Here is a 16,523-nt window from a genome sequence, read left to right as displayed (position 1 = left end):
TCATATTGCCTTTTTATAGATGCTACTTTTTAACGTTCAGATTAAACGTCTAGGTTTTCCACGTTCAGTGCGTTGTCTTCAATAAAGTTACGACGCGGCTCAACTTGATCACCCATTAGCGTTGTAAACAATTGGTCACAAGCAATCGCATCTTCAACAGTTACTTTCAACATACGACGAGTTTCAGGATCCATAGTGGTTTCCCAAAGTTGGTCAGGGTTCATTTCGCCCAAACCTTTATAACGTTGAATGTATAAACCACGACGCGACTCAGCCATTAGCCAGTTAAGCGCTTCTTCAAAACTGTTAACCGGTTTAGTCTTCTCACCACGTTTAACGTAAGCGCCCTCTTCTATTAGGTTATTAAGATTATCGTATAGGCTACAGATATCTTTATAATCATTAGAAGCAAAGAACTCAGGCTCAAACTTAAAGCTTACATCCACACCGTGTTGGCGCAGTGTTACAACAGGGTAATAGATATCACGCTCATCGTGTTTTTCTATTTCTACTGAGTAGTAGTTACCACTTGGAAGCTCGGCATTAACCGGAGCAATAAGCTCTTCAGACCATTGTTCTAATGCTTCTGCATCTTTCAGCTCTTCAACATTAAGCGCACGCTGATAAACCATTTGGCTTAGTAGTGATATTGGGTAACGACGCGCTAAACGCTCGTTGTTTTTCCAAACACGGCGATATTGAGTTACTAAACTTTCTAAGGCTTCACCACCAATAGCAGGGGCCTCTGGGTTTACATATAAACCAGAGTTGTCTAAAGCCAGGGTAGTTAGGTATTCAGTTAGCGACTCTTCATCTTTTACATAGCGCTCTTGTTTACCCTTCTTCACTTTATATAAAGGAGGCTGAGCAATGTAGATGTATCCGCGTTCAATGATCTCTGGCATTTGACGATAGAAGAAGGTCAATAGCAACGTACGAATGTGCGAGCCATCGACATCAGCATCGGTCATGATAATGATGTTATGGTAGCGGGTTTTATCTGGATCGTATTCATCACGACCAATACCACAGCCCATGGCAGTAATAAGGGTTGCAACCTCTTGAGAAGATAACATCTTATCGAAACGGGCTTTTTCTACGTTTAAAATCTTACCTTTAAGTGGAAGAATCGCTTGGTTCTTACGGTTACGCGCTTGTTTTGCACTACCACCCGCAGAGTCACCCTCCACTATATATAGTTCAGAAAGCGCAGGGTCTTTTTCCTGACAGTCAGCTAGCTTACCAGGTAAGCCAGCCAAATCTAAGGCGCCTTTACGACGAGTCATATCACGAGCTTTACGCGCGGCTTCACGAGCGCGAGCTGCATCAATAATCTTTTGCGTAATGATCTTAGCTTCTTGTGGGTTTTCTAATAAGTACTCGCTAAGCTTCTCACCCATGGTTTGTTCAACCGCAGATTTCACTTCCGAAGACACTAACTTGTCTTTAGTTTGGCTAGAGAATTTAGGATCTGGCACTTTAACCGAAATAACCGCAGTTAAGCCTTCACGAGCGTCATCGCCGGTTGCACTGCTTTTATCTTTCTTACTAACTTCTTTTTCCATGTAACTATTTAGCGTACGAGTTAGCGCAGATCTAAATCCAGCTAAGTGAGTACCGCCATCACGTTGAGGAATATTGTTAGTAAAACAGTAGATGTTTTCTTGGAAACCATCGTTCCACTGCATTGCCAATTCAACTGCGATGCCATCATCGCGCTGGAAGTTAAAGCTAAAAGCTTTATCGTGGATAGGTGTTTTGTTGGTATTTAAATAAGATACGAATGCTTGAATCCCCCCCTCATAACAGAAGTGATCTTGTTTATCATCACGCTCGTCTTTAAGAATGATAGAAACACCTGAGTTCAAGAATGACAGCTCACGCAAACGTTTAGCAAGAATATCGTAATGGAACTTAGTATCTGAGAATATTTCATCACTAGGCCAGAAGCGTAACTCGGTACCGGTTTTGTCAGTATCACCAACAATAGCTAACGGAGCATCTGGTTCACCTAAGGTATAAAACTGCTCATATACATGCCCTTGACGTTTAACCGTTAGCTGCAGCTTAATAGATAATGCATTAACTACCGATACACCTACACCGTGCAAACCGCCCGATACCTTATAAGAGTTATCGTCAAATTTACCACCAGCATGCAGAACCGTCATGATAACTTCGGCTGCAGACACCCCTTCTTCAGGGTGAATATCTACAGGAATACCACGACCATCATCGGATACTGATACCGAACCGTCATTGTGAATAGTCACTACAACATCAGAACAGTGGCCAGCCAATGCTTCATCAATAGAGTTATCTACAACCTCGAAGACCATGTGATGTAAACCTGAGCCATCATCGGTATCGCCAATATACATCCCAGGACGTTTTCTTACTGCATCAAGGCCCTTTAGTACCTTAATACTCGATGAGCCATATTCATTTTCAGCCATGTTTTACTCTCGTTTTATAGTCGCTGATAACACCATGTTCCACGTGAAACATTGTGCATCCTTCTAAATCAAATCCATCTAGCATCTGCTCCTCAATCGCGGAAACAAACACTTGAGACCCATTGTGTTGTAAGCACTTAGCTAACAACTGTCGTTTAGACATATCTAGTTCTGCAGCAAAATCGTCAATTAGGTAGACAGTTTTCTTTCCACTTGTTCGCTGAGCATGTTGCCCTTGCGCTAAGATTAATGCGCACACAAACAGTTTTAACTGCCCTCTTGAAATCACGTCAACTGCATTTATGCCATCAAACTTAAACTTCAAATCTGCTTTGTGAGGCCCAAACTGGGTATAACCTAACAATCTGTCTCTCTCAAAGCTTTGCTTTAGCAATACATCTAAAGCAGCTTTATCGTCCCATCCTTGATAGAAAGCCATGTCAAACTGATACTCTGGAAGAAACTCTGTAACCAATTCACTCAGAGTATCTGTAATGCTTTCCACATACTTTTTACGTTGTTCACTAACCACTAAGGCAAGTTCAACTAACTGCTTATCCCAAAACTGCAAATCTTGATATTGCCTTGTCTGTTTCAACAAGGCATTTCTTTGTTTCAATATTCGCTTGTAGTTTTGCCAAGCGGCGTGAAACTGATGTTCCACGTGAAACACTCCCCAATCCAAATAAGCGCGTCGATGTTTAGGACTACCATCAACCAAGCCATACCCTTCAGGGTGCAGGATCTGTAAAGGCAATAATGAAGCTAGCACAGCTTGGCTTCTTACTGTTTCCTTGTTGATCCTTAAGGCAGTATCTCCACCTTTAAACTTTTGTAATCCAATTTTGTGTTCGTCTAATTGAGCGAACACAACAAAACTGTCTTGCTGATAAGTAATAACTTTACTGGGTCTATTACTTCTAAAAGAGCGTCCAAAACCTAGATAGTAAATAGCTTCTAGTACACTGGTTTTACCACTGCCATTCTGCCCCAAGATCACATTTAGTTTGGGGTTAGGGCTTAGGTTAGCACTCTTTATATTTCTAAAATTTTGTAAACCTAAGTTTTGAATTTGCATCTGCTACAAGACATTACAAACGCATTGGCATGACAACGTACATTGCTTTGCCAGTTTGCTCAGCATCTTCAATTAAGGCGCTGCTATTGCTATTGCTCATATTGATTCTGATTTGCTCGCACTTAAGTGCATTCAATACATCCAAAACATAAACAACATTGAAGCCTATTTCTAAATCTTCGGATTGATAATCCACATCCAAGATTTCTTCAGCTTCTTCTTGCTCAGGATTATTTGCGGTTATCTTCAAGCTTCCAGATTCTAGCTGCAAGCGAACACCGCGAAACTTCTCGTTAGATAAAATAGCTGCGCGCGAGAATGCTTGTTTAAGTTCATCGCGCCCAGAAATTAATGCTTTATCACTATTAGCTGGAAGAACGCGACGATAATCAGGGAAACGGCCATCAACCAGTTTACTGGTAAAAGTAAATCCTTGAACGCTGGCTCGAATATTGTTGCTACCAATTTGCAACTCAACCAACTGGTCTTCGTGCTCTAGCATTCGTGCTAGTTCAATCACACCCTTACGCGGAACAATAACTTGTTGCGCTTGTAAAGGCTGCTCAAAACGTTGTTCAGCCAAAGCTAAGCGGTGTCCATCTGTAGCAATAGTTTTTAAGCCCTTTTCGTCAGTCTCAAACAACATACCATTTAGGTAGTAGCGAACGTCCTGACTGGCCATAGAAAATTGGGTGCTATCAATAAGATTCTTCAGTTGGCCTTGAGTTAGCTGAATTATTTGCTGGCTTTGCCAATCTTCAATATTTGGAAAATCGTTAGCCGGCAAAGTTGCTAGAGAGAAGCGACTGCGCCCTGAACGAAGCACCAAGCGATTATCGTCAGCCTTACAGCTGATTTCACAACCGTCTGGCAAACCACGACAAATATCTACAAACTTTTTAGCCGGTACCGTTACTCGCCCTTCATTTACGGCGCTTTCTAGTGGAAGTGTGGCAATAAGCTCCACTTCCATATCAGTACCTGTAATCGACAACTGTTGGTTACTGATATCCAACAAAACATTACCCAAAATAGGAATAGTTGGACGCCCACCTAAAGCAGCACTAACTTGCTGTAAAGGTTTAAGCAGTTGTTCCCGGTTAATACTAAATTGCATACCTAGTCACGCCTCTCCGATTATGACGATAATGTACGAATTAAATTCTGGTAGTCTTCTTTAATGTCGTGGCTTTCTTCTTTAAGTTGAGAAATCTTACGACAGGCGTGTAATACCGTTGTATGGTCACGACCACCAAAGGCATCGCCAATTTCTGGCAGACTATGGTTGGTAAGCTCTTTGGCTAAAGCCATCGCCAACTGCCGAGGTCGAGCGACTGAGCGAGAGCGTCGTTTAGACAGCAAATCAGCCACTTTAATCTTGTAATATTCAGCAACAGTTTTTTGAATATTGTCGATAGTTACCAACTTTTCTTGCAGTGCTAATAAATCTCGCAGAGCCTCACGAACGAAGTCAATGGTAATAGCCCGTCCGGTAAAGTTGGCATTTGCAATAACCCGGTTCAATGCCCCTTCTAGCTCACGAACATTTGAACGCAAGCGTTTAGCGATGAAAAAAGCCACTTCGTCTGGCAAGCGAATATTATTTTCATTCGCTTTAGTCATTAAGATTGCAACGCGCGTTTCCAGCTCTGGTGGTTCAATGGCTACTGTTAAGCCCCAACCAAAACGACTCTTTAAACGATCTTCTACTCCGTCAATTTCTTTAGGGTAGCGGTCGCTGGTTAAGATGATTTGCTGGTTACCTTCTAGTAAGGCATTAAAAGTATGGAAGAATTCTTCTTGCGAGCGTTCTTTATTTGCAAAAAACTGAATGTCATCGATAAGCAATGCATCTACGCTGCGGTAGTAACGCTTAAAATCTTCTATCGCATTGTTTTGTAGCGCTTTTACCATATCTTGAACGAAGCGTTCAGAGTGCATATACACTACTTTAGCATTCTTCTTATTGGCGATAATGCCATTACCTACTGCGTGTAATAGGTGGGTTTTACCCAAACCAGTGCCACCATATAAGAATAATGGGTTATATGCTCCACCTGGGTTATTGGCAACCTGAGTGGCTGCGGCGCGCGCTAACTGGTTAGACTTACCTTCAACAAAATTGTCGAACTGGTAAGTCGCATTAATATTGTTTCGATGATTTGCTTCTAAGGCAGACTTAACCGCTGGTTCTTTATCCCAGCTCTTGCCACTATAGTTTTGATTAACTGGTGCAGCACTAGCTCCAGCTTGAACAGGATCAGCTTTTACTGGATTAGATAAGGTTCGGCTAACTGGCTTGCTGCCTACTTCAAAGCGTAAACTTGGTTTATCACTTCCGCAAAACTCTTCGAGTAAAGCATTTACTCGGATCAAGTACTTATCTTTAACCCAATCCAATACAAAACGGTTTGGTGCGTATAACACCAATAACTCTGCGTCTTGCTCAACTTGCAGTGGTCGGATCCACATACTAAATTCTGTTGCCGGCAATTCATCTTGTAAACGTACTAAGATTTGTTGCCAAAGAGACCCACTCACTCGCGACTCCGCGTTATCACCAAAAAGACCGTCTATTTTATAACGGAAGCCGCTTAAACTCTAGGTTTCTTATGAATTATTCACAAGCAGATAACAAATATGTGAATAAAAATAGCCGAGCCAGATAACAGCTTAGTTATTTGATATAACCATAGCGTATTTGTGTATTTACAGAGGCTGAACTAGAATTTTTACCCATACACAACTACAGATACAGAAGAATAGAAATGAAACTACTAAATAAATCACGATTGCTACTTGGTTTACTGCTAGTTAGCCTGAGTCCTTGGTCAGCATTTGCACAAGATACCGTTAAAGTAGGTATGTCTGGTCGTTATTTTCCTTTCACTTTTGTAAAGCAAGATCAGCTGCAAGGCTTTGAAGTTGATGTTTGGAATGAACTAGCCAAACGTAATGATTGGAAAGTGGAATTTGTTACCGCCAACTTCTCTGGCCTTTTTGGCATGCTAGAGACTGGCCGAGTAGATACAATTTCTAACCAAATTACTATTACCGACGAACGCAAAGCTAAATACCTATTCTCTCATCCATATGTAGTGGACGGCGCACAAATTGTTGTACGTAAAGGTAATAGCGAAATAACTAGCATCGACGATCTAAAAGGTAAGAAAGTTGCGGTAAACTTAGGTTCGAACTTCGAGCAGCTGTTAAGAAAACACGACACAGATAAGCAAATTAATATTGCAACTTACGATACAGGCATTGAGCAAGACGTAGCATTGGGTCGCTCAGACGCATTTGTAATGGACCGTGTATCGTCACTAGCATTAATTAAAAAATCTGGTCTACCCTTAGCGCTAGCTGGTCAGCCTTTCGAAACCATTGAGAATGCGATGCCATTTAAAAACAATGAAGCTGGCCAAGCACTACAAGCTAAAGTCAATGCAAGCTTAGAAGCGATGCAGCAAGATGGCAGCCTAAGTGCAATTTCTCAAAAATGGTTTGACGGAGACATCACCAAATAATGTCTACATTTGACTTCGGTTACATGTTAGAGCTGTTCCCAATACTGTTTAAGTATTTGGGAACCACCATGGAAATGGCTGCAGTTGCAGCCGTTTTTGCGTTAGTGCTTGCGCTAGTATTAGCTCTATTTCGTGTATTTAAGTTACCGCTGCTTAATCAATTTGCAGTGGTATTTATCTCATTCTTCCGTGGTACCCCGCTGTTAGTACAATTGTTTATCTTGTACTACGGCTTACCTCAGGTATTTCCAATACTGATTGGCTTAGACGCATTTAGCGCATCAGTCATCGGCTTAAGCTTGCACTTTTCTGCCTATAAAGCAGAAAGCATTAGAGCGGCAATTAACTCTATTGATAAAAGCCAGTGGGACGCTTGTTATGCCTTTGGCATGACTCGGCTACAAGCTTTGCGCAGAGTAGTGCTTCCGCAAGCTCTACGCACGGCTCTGCCTTCGTTAATGAACTATCTTATCGATATGATTAAAAGTACCTCTTTGGCCTTTACCTTAGGTGTGGCTGAAATCATGGCTAAAGCACAAATGGAAGCCTCTAGCAGCTTTAAGTTCTTTGAAGCATTTTTAGCGGTAGCACTTATTTACTGGGCAGTTGTTGCGGTATTTACCCAACTACAAAACCTGGCTGAAAAGCGATTATCTAAGGCCTACTAACAATGATAAAAATAACTAATTTAAGCAAAAGCTTTAACGGCCAAAATGTACTTAACGGCATCGATTTAGAGGTAAAAGAAGGCGAAGTTGTCGCTATCATCGGCCCATCAGGAACTGGTAAATCAACTTTTTTGCGCTGTATAAACTATCTTGAGCAACCCGACAGCGGCACCATAAGTGTTGATGGTTTAACGGTAGATGCCACAAACCACCAACAAAAAGAAGTGCTCGCGCTACGCCGTAAATTGTCTTTTGTTTTTCAAAACTACTCGCTATTTGCCAACTTGAATGCGGAGCAAAATATTGCCGAAGCTTTAGTTACCGTTTGGAGGCAACCGAAAGATCAGGCGCTCAATAGCGCTAGAGAAATTCTAAAAGACATTGGCTTAGCCGATAAAACCAAACACTACCCTAGCCAACTATCCGGTGGTCAACAGCAACGCATTGGCATTGGCCGAGCCATGGCTACTCACAGTAAGGCTATTTTATTTGATGAACCCACTTCGGCATTAGACCCTGAATGGGTTGGCGAAGTACTCGAGCTGATTAAAAAGCTGGCCGAGCGCAAGCAAACCTTAATTATTGTTACTCACGAAATGGCCTTTGCACGTGAAGTCGCTGACCGCGTAGTGTTTATGAGCGACGGAACCATTGTAGAACAAGGTAGCCCAGAACAACTATTTAACCATGCAAAAGATCCACGAACTCAACAGTTTATCTCGCGTATTATTAAACGTAATGAGGGTTAAATACATTGATCAGTTGCACCTATATATAGGAGCACTATAATGCCGCCAAAGATCCACAGGATCTTTTCCACAACAATATTTAAGATTAAGCGATATTTCGTTTGACTTAGAAGAGGTGAATGATTAGAATTTCGCCTCTTTTTTACCCGGTGCGCCTACCATTTTGGTTAATTGCACCGACTGTACAGTAAAAAACTAGCTAGCAAGAGTAATAAATATGAAACGTACTTTTCAACCAAGCGTACTAAAGCGCAAGCGTAGCCACGGTTTCCGCGCTCGCATGGCAACAAAAAACGGCCGCCAAGTTTTGGCACGTCGTCGCGCTAAAGGTCGCGCAAGTCTGTCTGCATAATTAAGTGCAAAGACATTCTTTTAGCAGGGAGTTACGTTTGTTAACTCCCATGCATTTCAAACACGTATTCTCCAACCCCGTTCGTGTGGGTACTCCCCAACTCACTATCCTTGCCAAAACCAATACTCTAGAACATCCTCGACTCGGTTTAGCTGTTTCTAAAAAAAGCGTTAAACTTGCGGTAGGTCGTAATCGTATTAAACGTTTGGTAAGAGAAAGCTTCCGTCTACATCAGCATAAGTTACCCGCAGTAGATATAGTTGTTATTTCCAAGAACGGTATTTCAGACTTAGATAATAAAGACCTGACGAAGCTTCTGGAGAAATCATGGCGAAGACTAACGCGCCGTTGCGAATAATCGCAATTATGCCAATTAAGGCTTATCAATACGTGATAAGCCCACTACTTGGTCCGCGCTGCCGCTTTACGCCAACGTGTTCAGATTACGCGATTGAAGCAATTAATTTGCATGGTGTGTTAAAAGGTAGTTGGTTAGCAAGCCAACGTCTATTAAAATGCCATCCTCTACATCCTGGCGGACATGATCCGGTTCCAGGTTCCAAAAAAACCAATAGTGATTAACTAAAATTATGGAATCTCAACGCAATTTACTGATAATTGGGTTGCTGTTTGTAAGTTTTCTTATATATCAGCAATGGCAAAAAGACTACGGCCCACAGCCTGTAGTAACTACTGCTACCAATACTGTTACCGCAACTGGTACTAATGCAAATGGTGATGTGCCAGCCAGTGCTTCATCTCACGACGATTCAGACTTAACGCAGGCAACTGCGGCAGGTCAGTTAATCACAGTAACTACCGACGTACTTAAGCTTAAAATTAGCGCTCAAGGCGGTGATGTAGTGAGTGCAGAACTATTGGCCTACCCAATAGAAGAAGACTCAAGTGAACCTTTTGTACTGTTAGAAGAAAACCCTAACTTCACTTACGTAGCGCAAAGCGGCTTGATTGGTCGTGATGGACCAGATGCCAGTGCTAATGGTCGCCCAGTTTACCAAGTAAGCAGCAATAGTTTTGAACTAGCCGACGGCAGCGACGAGCTGGTTGTAGCGCTTAACTACCAAGACCAAAGCGGTAATGTGTTTACTAAAAACTTTATCCTTACTCGTGGTAGCTACGATGTAAATGTAGACTTTGAAGTAAGCAACAAAAGCGACAGCAACTTAAGCTTGCAGCTATACAGCCAACTTAAGCAAACCGATAAAGAGCACAGCTCTAGCATGGTAATGCCGGTTTATCGCGGTGGCGCTTACTCTAGCGAATCAACTCGTTACTCAAAGTACAGCATCAAAGACATTAAGAAATCTAACCTTAATGAAACCACTACTGGTGGTTGGGTTGCAATGATGCAGCACTACTTTGTAACAGCATGGTTGCCAAACGAAGGCGATACCAATGAGTTATATTCAAACAGCGGGAACGGTTTTGTATTCATGGGCTACAAAGCACCTTTACAAACCGTTGCACCTAGCGAATCAGCAACTTTAACTAGCTCACTATGGGTTGGTCCTAAGCTGCAAAAGCAAATGGCTGAATCAGCTAAACACCTAGACCTTACCGTAGACTACGGCTGGTTATGGTTTATTGCCCAGCCACTGTACAAGCTACTTACCTTCTTCCACAGCATCGTGGGTAACTGGGGTGTGGCAATTATTCTAATTACCTTCACCGTTAAAGGTTTGCTGTACCCGCTAACTAAAGCGCAATACACCTCTATGGCGAAGATGCGTTTGCTGCAACCTAAAATGGCAGCGCTACGCGAGAAGTATGGTGATGATCGCCAGAAAATGTCGCAGGGCATGATGGAGCTATACAAGAAAGAGAAAGTGAACCCACTAGGTGGCTGTTTCCCTATCTTGTTACAAATGCCTATCTTTATTGCCTTGTACTGGTCGTTAATGGAAAGCGTAGAACTGCGTCATGCTCCATTCTTTGGCTGGATTACCGACTTATCGGTACAAGACCCATTCTACATCTTGCCTATCTTGATGGGTGTGAGCATGTTCTTCATCCAGAAGATGTCTCCAACTACCGTAGCCGACCCAATGCAGGCTAAGATTATGCAATTTATGCCAGTAATCTTTACGGTATTCTTCTTATGGTTCCCAGCAGGTCTAGTACTTTACTGGTTGATGAGTAACGTGGTGACGCTGATTCAGCAAACCATCATCTACCGTAACCTTGAGAAAAAAGGATTGCATAAACGCTAAGCACAAAGTTTAGCAACAATGCTAAAATGCCATTCAGTGAAAGCTGAATGGCATTTTTATTTTCAGCACCATAAGTAGAGAGAGTGAGCATGAATTCAAATGATACGATTGTGGCGCAAGCTACTGCCCCTGGCCGTGGTGGCGTGGGCATAATTAGAGTATCAGGTCCCCTAGCACAAGATGTGGCCGAAAAACTGTTAGGTAAATGCCCCGCTCCTCGCTACGCCGATTACTTGCCGTTTAAGAGCCTTGCTGGCGATACTCTCGACCAAGGTATTGCACTTTACTTTAAAGGGCCAAACTCGTTCACCGGTGAAAACGTACTCGAGCTGCAAGGTCATGGTGGCCCAGTAGTTATCGACATGCTGATCCGCGAAATTTGCCAAATTGAAGGCTTACGTATGGCTCGCCCAGGTGAGTTTAGTGAGCGCGCTTTTCTCAACGACAAACTCGATTTAGCCCAAGCCGAAGCCATTGCCGACCTAATTGAAGCCACCAGCGAACAAGCTGCCAAAAGTGCCCTACATTCGCTACAAGGTGAGTTTTCTAACAAGATCCACAGCTTAGTAGAAAATGTAACTCGCCTGCGCATCTATGTTGAAGCCGCCATTGATTTCCCAGAAGAAGAAATCGATTTTTTAAGCGACGGTAAAGTGCAAGCCGATTTATACGCCATTATCGAAGAACTGGCATTAGTACAAAACCAGGCGCGCCAAGGTTCACTACTCCGGGAGGGCATGCGAGTGGTCATTGCTGGCCGTCCCAATGCCGGTAAATCTAGCTTACTAAACGCCCTAGCCGGTAAACAAGCCGCCATTGTTACCGACATAGCAGGCACAACCCGCGACGTGCTGCGCGAGCATATTCACATCGACGGTATGCCATTGCACATCATCGACACAGCAGGTTTACGCGACGATGCTGACGTAGTTGAACAAATTGGTATTGAGCGCGCCTGGGAAGAAATCAATAATGCTGATCGGGTATTGTTTATGGTGGATGGCACCACCACCGATGAGCTAGACCCACAAAAAATCTGGCCAGAGTTTGTAGCTAAACTGCCAGCAAATATGGGTATGACTGTAGTACGCAACAAGGCCGATGTAACAGGCGAAAGCATAGAAGTAGTGATGGACCATGGCCACCCGGTGTATAAACTCTCTGCAAAAACCGAGCTAGGTTTGGCAGAGCTAAAAGAACACCTAAAACAATGCATGGGTTTTCAAGGCAATATGGAAGGCGGCTTTATGGCGCGTCGCCGCCACTTAAATGCCATTGAGCTAGCCGCAGAGCACTTAGACAACGGTAAAACCCAATTAGAGGTTTACCAAGCGGGAGAGTTGTTAGCTGAAGAGCTGCGTTTAGTACAACAGCACCTAAGCGAAATTACCGGCGAGTTTAGCTCTGATGATTTACTTAGCCGTATCTTCACTAGCTTCTGTATCGGAAAATAAAAAGTAATTACTCACTATCTCTACGCCCCAACAAATAAAGTCAATTAAACCTGATAAGCCGCCAATAAACATAAAGCAATTATCAGGTTTTATATTGCTTTCTTGCTCCGTCCTCAAACTAAGCTAAACCCACCTCACAGTTTCATCATACCCCATCAATTAACCCTAAAAATATTGACTTAAATCAATTTTAGGCTAAAGTTTCACTGTTTTCTGAAAGTTCAATAAAAGGATTTACTGCGTGCAATTATCAGAGAAGAGCCAAGCTTTCGTTCTTCATTTTGGCGAAATGGGCAGTCGTTGGGGCTTTAACCGAACCGTTGGCCAAATTCTGGCTTTGTTAGTTATAAACCAACAACCCTTGCACGCCGAACAAATTATGCATCAGCTGGGCATTAGCCGCGGCAATGTAAGCATGGGGCTTAAAGAGCTACAGTCCTGGCGCTTAGTAAAGCTAAGCCACCAAGCCGGGCAGCGCCGAGAGTTTTTTACTGCTGCAGGCTCTATTTGGGACATGGCAAGAACGGTATTTGAAGAGCGCAGTAAGCGTGAAGTTGACCCAACCCTCTCTTTGTTACGTTCTAATTTATTGGAAGAACCAGAAAACGAAGCTGACCAATTTACCCAGCAAAAAATGGAAGAGATACACGATCTCTTAGAGTTAATCACTCAGTGGTCATACGCACTCAATACTATGAACCCCGACAAACTGCAGAGTTTAATGAAAATGGGCTCAGGTATTAGCAGAATTTTAGAGTTAAAAGACAAAATCGTTGGTAACAAAGGATCTGCCGCCAGCTAATGAGATTATCAACCTTAACGAGGCTTAACCATGCTTGATGCCCTAATGCTCTCAAGGATACAGTTTGCTGCAAATATCAGCTTTCACATCCTGTTTCCCACCATCACTATTGCGATGTGTTGGTTCCTAGTATTTTTTAAAGTTCGCCACGATATGACAGGCAATCCCGTGTGGATGCGTGCCTACCGATTTTGGGTGAAGGTATTTGCGCTTTCTTTCGCCATTGGCGTAGTTAGTGGCATTACTATGTCATTCCAATTTGGTACCAACTGGCCAGGCTTTATGGAAACCGTTGGCAACATTGCAGGTCCTTTGCTCGGATATGAAGTACTTACCGCCTTTTTCTTAGAAGCCACCTTTTTGGGCATTATGCTGTTTGGTATTAAGCGGGTACCTAACAAGGTACATACTTTATCTACCATATTGGTAGCGATTGGTACGAGCTTGTCGGCGTTTTGGATTTTGGCCTTAGACTCTTGGATGCAAACTCCAACTGGCTTCGAAATGCGAGATGGTGTTGCCTTCCCAACCGATTGGTTTGCCATTGTATTTAATCCTTCATTTCCCTATCGCTTAACTCATATGCTTATCGCATCTGGCTTAACGGCTTCTTTCTTTATTGCAGGTATTTCTGCTTATAGAATTTTGAAAGGCGATAGCAAAAAGGCTCCTCGCCTTACCTTAAAAGTGAGTTTAATTGTGGCGGCAATATTGGCGCCTACTCAAGCTTTAGTCGGTGATTTTCACGGCTTAAATACTTTAGAACACCAGCCAGCTAAAATTGCGGCGATTGAAGGTATTTGGGAAACCGAAAAAGGCGCTCCGCTGCTATTGTTTGCATTGCCTGATGAAGAAACCAAAACCAACAAATTTGCGATTGGTATTCCTAACTTGGCCAGCCTCATTCTTACTCACGATGTGAACGGTGAAATTAAAGGCTTAAACGAATTTGAAAACGAGCATCCGCCTGTAGCCCCAGTATTTTGGAGCTTTAGAGTAATGGTGGGCCTAGGTTTATTAATGCTCGCTTTAAGCTGGTTTGGCAGCTACCACATGGTACGCAAAGGCAAAATGCCAAACTGGATGCTAAAAGTATTAGTAGCCACCACTTTCTCTGGTTGGGTAGCCACACTTGCCGGCTGGTATGTAACCGAAATTGGACGCCAACCTTGGCTAGTTACCGGCGTCCTTAGAACTGAAGATGCGGTAACCAGCTTACCTGCTTCCAACGTGGCGTTTTCTCTAGCCATGTATCTGATTGTGTATGGCTTCTTATTAGTAGCCTACATTCACACGGTATTTTTAATGGCGCGAAAAGCGGTGAAAGAAGAAGAATTTGAAACTAACGAGCCAAAGCCCGACGGCAATTTAACCAATGTAAATCAGCCAAAAGACAACATTGAAGGGAGTGCTAAAGCATGATGGACGCCTACTGGTTACCGGTAATATTCATCGGTTTAATGGGACTTTCTGTTCTTATCTACGCGATATTAGATGGCTACGATTTAGGAGTAGGCATATTACTGCCAATGGGCGAAGCCGACGAAGCCCAGCGCGATACTATGATTGCGTCCATTGGCCCCTTTTGGGATGCCAACGAAACTTGGTTAGTACTGGCCGTTGGCATTATGCTTATTGCCTTTCCAGCTGCGCATAGCATTGTGCTTTACCACCTTTATATTCCGGTAGCTATTATGCTGATCGGACTTATTATGCGTGGCGTGGCCTTTGACTTTAGAGCCAAAGCGGCGGTTGACCATAAACTCGCTTGGGATAGAACCTTTAAAGCCGGTTCAATACTCACCACTTTAGCCCAAGGCTACATGCTTGGCTTGTATGTAATGGGTTTTGAAGGCGGTATAAGCACCCACTTATTTGGTTTACTTAGCGGTTTAGGGGTAACAGCAGCCTATAGTTACATTGGCGCAGCTTGGTTGGTAATGAAAACCGAAGACAGCTTACAGCAGCGAGCGGTTGCCTGGACCAAAACCACCGGACGCTTTTGTTTCATGGGGGTAATAGCGGTGTCTATTGTTAACCCTTTAGTGAACCCAGGAGTATTTGATCGCTGGTTTGATTTCCCATTGGTTATGTTTGTATTGCTTATGCCAGCACTATGCTTTGCGGCATTTTTGTTTAACGACTTTTTGTTGGGCCGTTTACCTAAGGAAAACGATCGCCACTGCTGGGTACCGTTTAGCTTAGTAATGTTGATATTTTTACTGTGCTTTAGCGCTTTGGGCTTTAGCTTCTTCCCGGATGTTGTGCCCGGGCAAATGGATATTTGGGAAGCGGCATCTGCACCAGAATCATTAGTAGTGATTTTAGTCGGTGCGCTGGTGGTAGTGCCGGTTATCTTGGCCTACACAGCCTTCTCTTACTGGGTATTTAGAGGTAAGGCAACTTCGCTTAATTACCACTAAGCATTGTTTACAACTCTCCTCTTTAAAAGAGCGCCATAGGCGCTCTTTTTTGTTCTCTTAAAACTTCATGCTTACGCCAAGTTTAATCTGGCTGTCATCCCTTAGCGGAACGCTGTTGTAACCGGTGCTATCAAAGTTCTTCTGAGTATATTGAACGTAAGGCTGATAGTTTCCTAAGTTAGTTAGGAATATTCTGGTCTCTAGTTCATTAATTTTCAGGTTATTGTTTTTGTTCTCTGCATTGGCGTCTTTATTAATGTAGTTAAAAGACACACCTACAACGTCTCCCGCCCAACCCGCGGTTAAGTCGGTACGGTTAGTTTTAACATCACCTAAGTTGTGATTGTTTAAACTGTTATTGTTTTGGGTGTCTTCATAACGGTAGCGCGCAGCAACAAAAATACCATTATCAAAGTTATATCCGCCTTTTAAGGCAAACTTTCCAGTATTAGCATCGTTAGCCACGTTACGTGTATATTCAACGCGAGGTTGAACATAAGCATTGCCAAACTTGTAAGTATAATCAGCAGCAAAAGTAGCTTCGTGTAAACCAGACTCATGCTGATTTTCCCCGTAAGCTTTTCCACCTAAACGGCTTTTTGCTTCAACATCAAAACCAAATTGGCCGTAGTCAGTATCAAACTCATAGCCACCTTTTAAAATACCTAGGTGAGGACCATTGCGATTACTTTCTGCAGCTACTTCACCACGAATTGCGTTAGCCGATGCAAATTGGCTAAACAAGGCGAGTGAAACGGTTGAAGCGACGATAATTTTTTTCAT

Annotated in this window: 16 protein-coding genes; 11 read left to right on the top strand and 5 right to left on the bottom strand. The window is 43.0% G+C overall.

The annotated features are described in order from the left end of the window. Positions 1-41: 41 nt before the first annotated feature. Genes gyrB through dnaA form a run of 4 tightly spaced genes read right to left on the bottom strand, consistent with a single transcriptional unit; the run spans position 42 to position 6,075 of the window. On the bottom strand, positions 42-2,456 hold the full coding sequence (gene gyrB, locus G6R11_RS17295) for a DNA topoisomerase (ATP-hydrolyzing) subunit B (protein WP_163134314.1): 2,415 nt from the start codon (positions 2,454-2,456) through the stop codon (positions 42-44). Continuing rightward, positions 2,449-3,534 (bottom strand): DNA replication/repair protein RecF, encoded by a 1,086-nt coding sequence (gene recF / locus G6R11_RS17290; protein WP_163134313.1) that lies wholly within the window; start codon positions 3,532-3,534, stop codon positions 2,449-2,451. The genes gyrB and recF overlap by 8 nt, the downstream gene beginning before the upstream one ends. Before the next feature lie 13 nt (positions 3,535-3,547). After that, positions 3,548-4,651, bottom strand: coding sequence for a DNA polymerase III subunit beta (gene dnaN, locus G6R11_RS17285; RefSeq protein WP_163134312.1), 1,104 nt, complete (start codon positions 4,649-4,651; stop codon positions 3,548-3,550). 20 nt (positions 4,652-4,671) lie between these two features. Further along, positions 4,672-6,075, bottom strand: a complete 1,404-nt coding sequence (gene dnaA / locus G6R11_RS17280) for a chromosomal replication initiator protein DnaA (RefSeq protein ID WP_163134311.1) — start codon at positions 6,073-6,075, stop codon at positions 4,672-4,674. A 227-nt stretch (positions 6,076-6,302) separates the two neighbouring features. Here dnaA and G6R11_RS17275 point away from each other — a divergent pair, with 227 nt between their 5' ends. From G6R11_RS17275 to cydB, 11 genes are all read left to right on the top strand, one after another. Continuing rightward, positions 6,303-7,061 carry an amino acid ABC transporter substrate-binding protein gene (locus tag G6R11_RS17275; protein ID WP_163134310.1) on the top strand — a complete coding sequence of 253 codons (759 nt, stop codon included), beginning with the start codon at positions 6,303-6,305 and terminating at the stop codon, positions 7,059-7,061. Beyond that, entirely contained in the window at positions 7,061-7,729 is a 669-nt protein-coding gene (locus G6R11_RS17270; protein WP_163134309.1) for an amino acid ABC transporter permease, read from the top strand. The genes G6R11_RS17275 and G6R11_RS17270 overlap by 1 nt, the downstream gene beginning before the upstream one ends. 2 nt (positions 7,730-7,731) lie before the next feature. Continuing rightward, a complete protein-coding gene (locus G6R11_RS17265; protein ID WP_163134308.1) occupies positions 7,732-8,478 on the top strand; it encodes an amino acid ABC transporter ATP-binding protein in 747 nt (248 codons plus the stop codon). A 217-nt stretch (positions 8,479-8,695) separates the two neighbouring features. Next, positions 8,696-8,830 carry a 50S ribosomal protein L34 gene (rpmH, locus tag G6R11_RS17260; protein ID WP_016400276.1) on the top strand — a complete coding sequence of 45 codons (135 nt, stop codon included), beginning with the start codon at positions 8,696-8,698 and terminating at the stop codon, positions 8,828-8,830. A gap of 4 nt (positions 8,831-8,834) precedes the next feature. Then, on the top strand, positions 8,835-9,188 hold the full coding sequence (gene rnpA / locus G6R11_RS17255) for a ribonuclease P protein component (RefSeq protein ID WP_084681699.1): 354 nt from the start codon (positions 8,835-8,837) through the stop codon (positions 9,186-9,188). Then, positions 9,158-9,412 carry a membrane protein insertion efficiency factor YidD gene (gene yidD / locus G6R11_RS17250; RefSeq protein ID WP_152785067.1) on the top strand — a complete coding sequence of 85 codons (255 nt, stop codon included), beginning with the start codon at positions 9,158-9,160 and terminating at the stop codon, positions 9,410-9,412. The genes rnpA and yidD overlap by 31 nt, the downstream gene beginning before the upstream one ends. Before the next feature lie 8 nt (positions 9,413-9,420). Beyond that, positions 9,421-11,061, top strand: a complete 1,641-nt coding sequence (gene yidC / locus G6R11_RS17245; protein ID WP_163134307.1) for a membrane protein insertase YidC — start codon at positions 9,421-9,423, stop codon at positions 11,059-11,061. An 89-nt stretch (positions 11,062-11,150) separates the two neighbouring features. Then, complete coding sequence (gene mnmE / locus G6R11_RS17240) at positions 11,151-12,515, top strand: tRNA uridine-5-carboxymethylaminomethyl(34) synthesis GTPase MnmE (protein ID WP_163134306.1); 1,365 nt, start codon at positions 11,151-11,153, stop codon at positions 12,513-12,515. Positions 12,516-12,756: 241 nt separating this feature from the next. Beyond that, the gene (locus G6R11_RS17235) at positions 12,757-13,317 is read left to right on the top strand and encodes a GbsR/MarR family transcriptional regulator (RefSeq protein WP_163134305.1); all 561 of its coding nucleotides are present in this window, start codon (positions 12,757-12,759) and stop codon (positions 13,315-13,317) included. Between the two features lie 30 nt (positions 13,318-13,347). Further along, positions 13,348-14,739: a cytochrome ubiquinol oxidase subunit I gene (locus G6R11_RS17230; protein ID WP_163134304.1), complete on the top strand. Its 1,392-nt coding sequence runs from the start codon at positions 13,348-13,350 to the stop codon at positions 14,737-14,739. Further along, the gene (gene cydB, locus G6R11_RS17225; protein ID WP_163134303.1) at positions 14,736-15,740 is read left to right on the top strand and encodes a cytochrome d ubiquinol oxidase subunit II; all 1,005 of its coding nucleotides are present in this window, start codon (positions 14,736-14,738) and stop codon (positions 15,738-15,740) included. Before G6R11_RS17230 ends, cydB begins: the two co-directional genes overlap by 4 nt. A 57-nt stretch (positions 15,741-15,797) precedes the next feature. Here the strand turns inward: cydB and G6R11_RS17220 are convergent, their stop codons facing one another. After that, complete coding sequence (locus G6R11_RS17220; RefSeq protein ID WP_163134302.1) at positions 15,798-16,523, bottom strand: oligogalacturonate-specific porin KdgM family protein; 726 nt, start codon at positions 16,521-16,523, stop codon at positions 15,798-15,800.

The sequence above is a fragment of the Agarivorans sp. Alg241-V36 genome (genome assembly GCF_900537085.1).
In the GTDB taxonomy this organism is placed as follows: domain Bacteria; phylum Pseudomonadota; class Gammaproteobacteria; order Enterobacterales; family Celerinatantimonadaceae; genus Agarivorans.
This window is presented reverse-complemented; position numbering and strand designations above follow the sequence as displayed.

Bases quoted from the DNA above. Each gene is read 5' to 3' on its own strand.
- gyrB (WP_163134314.1), bottom strand. From the start codon at position 2,456: ATGGCTGAAAATGAATATGGCTCATCGAGTATTAAGGTACTAAAGGGC.
- recF (WP_163134313.1), bottom strand. From the start codon at position 3,534: ATGCAAATTCAAAACTTAGGTTTACAAAATTTTAGAAATATAAAGAGT.
- dnaN (WP_163134312.1), bottom strand. From the start codon at position 4,651: ATGCAATTTAGTATTAACCGGGAACAACTGCTTAAACCTTTACAGCAA.
- G6R11_RS17275 (WP_163134310.1), top strand. From the start codon at position 6,303: ATGAAACTACTAAATAAATCACGATTGCTACTTGGTTTACTGCTAGTT.
- G6R11_RS17270 (WP_163134309.1), top strand. From the start codon at position 7,061: ATGTCTACATTTGACTTCGGTTACATGTTAGAGCTGTTCCCAATACTG.
- G6R11_RS17265 (WP_163134308.1), top strand. From the start codon at position 7,732: ATGATAAAAATAACTAATTTAAGCAAAAGCTTTAACGGCCAAAATGTA.
- rpmH (WP_016400276.1), top strand. From the start codon at position 8,696: ATGAAACGTACTTTTCAACCAAGCGTACTAAAGCGCAAGCGTAGCCAC.
- yidD (WP_152785067.1), top strand. From the start codon at position 9,158: ATGGCGAAGACTAACGCGCCGTTGCGAATAATCGCAATTATGCCAATT.
- yidC (WP_163134307.1), top strand. From the start codon at position 9,421: ATGGAATCTCAACGCAATTTACTGATAATTGGGTTGCTGTTTGTAAGT.
- mnmE (WP_163134306.1), top strand. From the start codon at position 11,151: ATGAATTCAAATGATACGATTGTGGCGCAAGCTACTGCCCCTGGCCGT.
- G6R11_RS17230 (WP_163134304.1), top strand. From the start codon at position 13,348: ATGCTTGATGCCCTAATGCTCTCAAGGATACAGTTTGCTGCAAATATC.
- cydB (WP_163134303.1), top strand. From the start codon at position 14,736: ATGATGGACGCCTACTGGTTACCGGTAATATTCATCGGTTTAATGGGA.
- G6R11_RS17220 (WP_163134302.1), bottom strand. From the start codon at position 16,523: ATGAAAAAAATTATCGTCGCTTCAACCGTTTCACTCGCCTTGTTTAGC.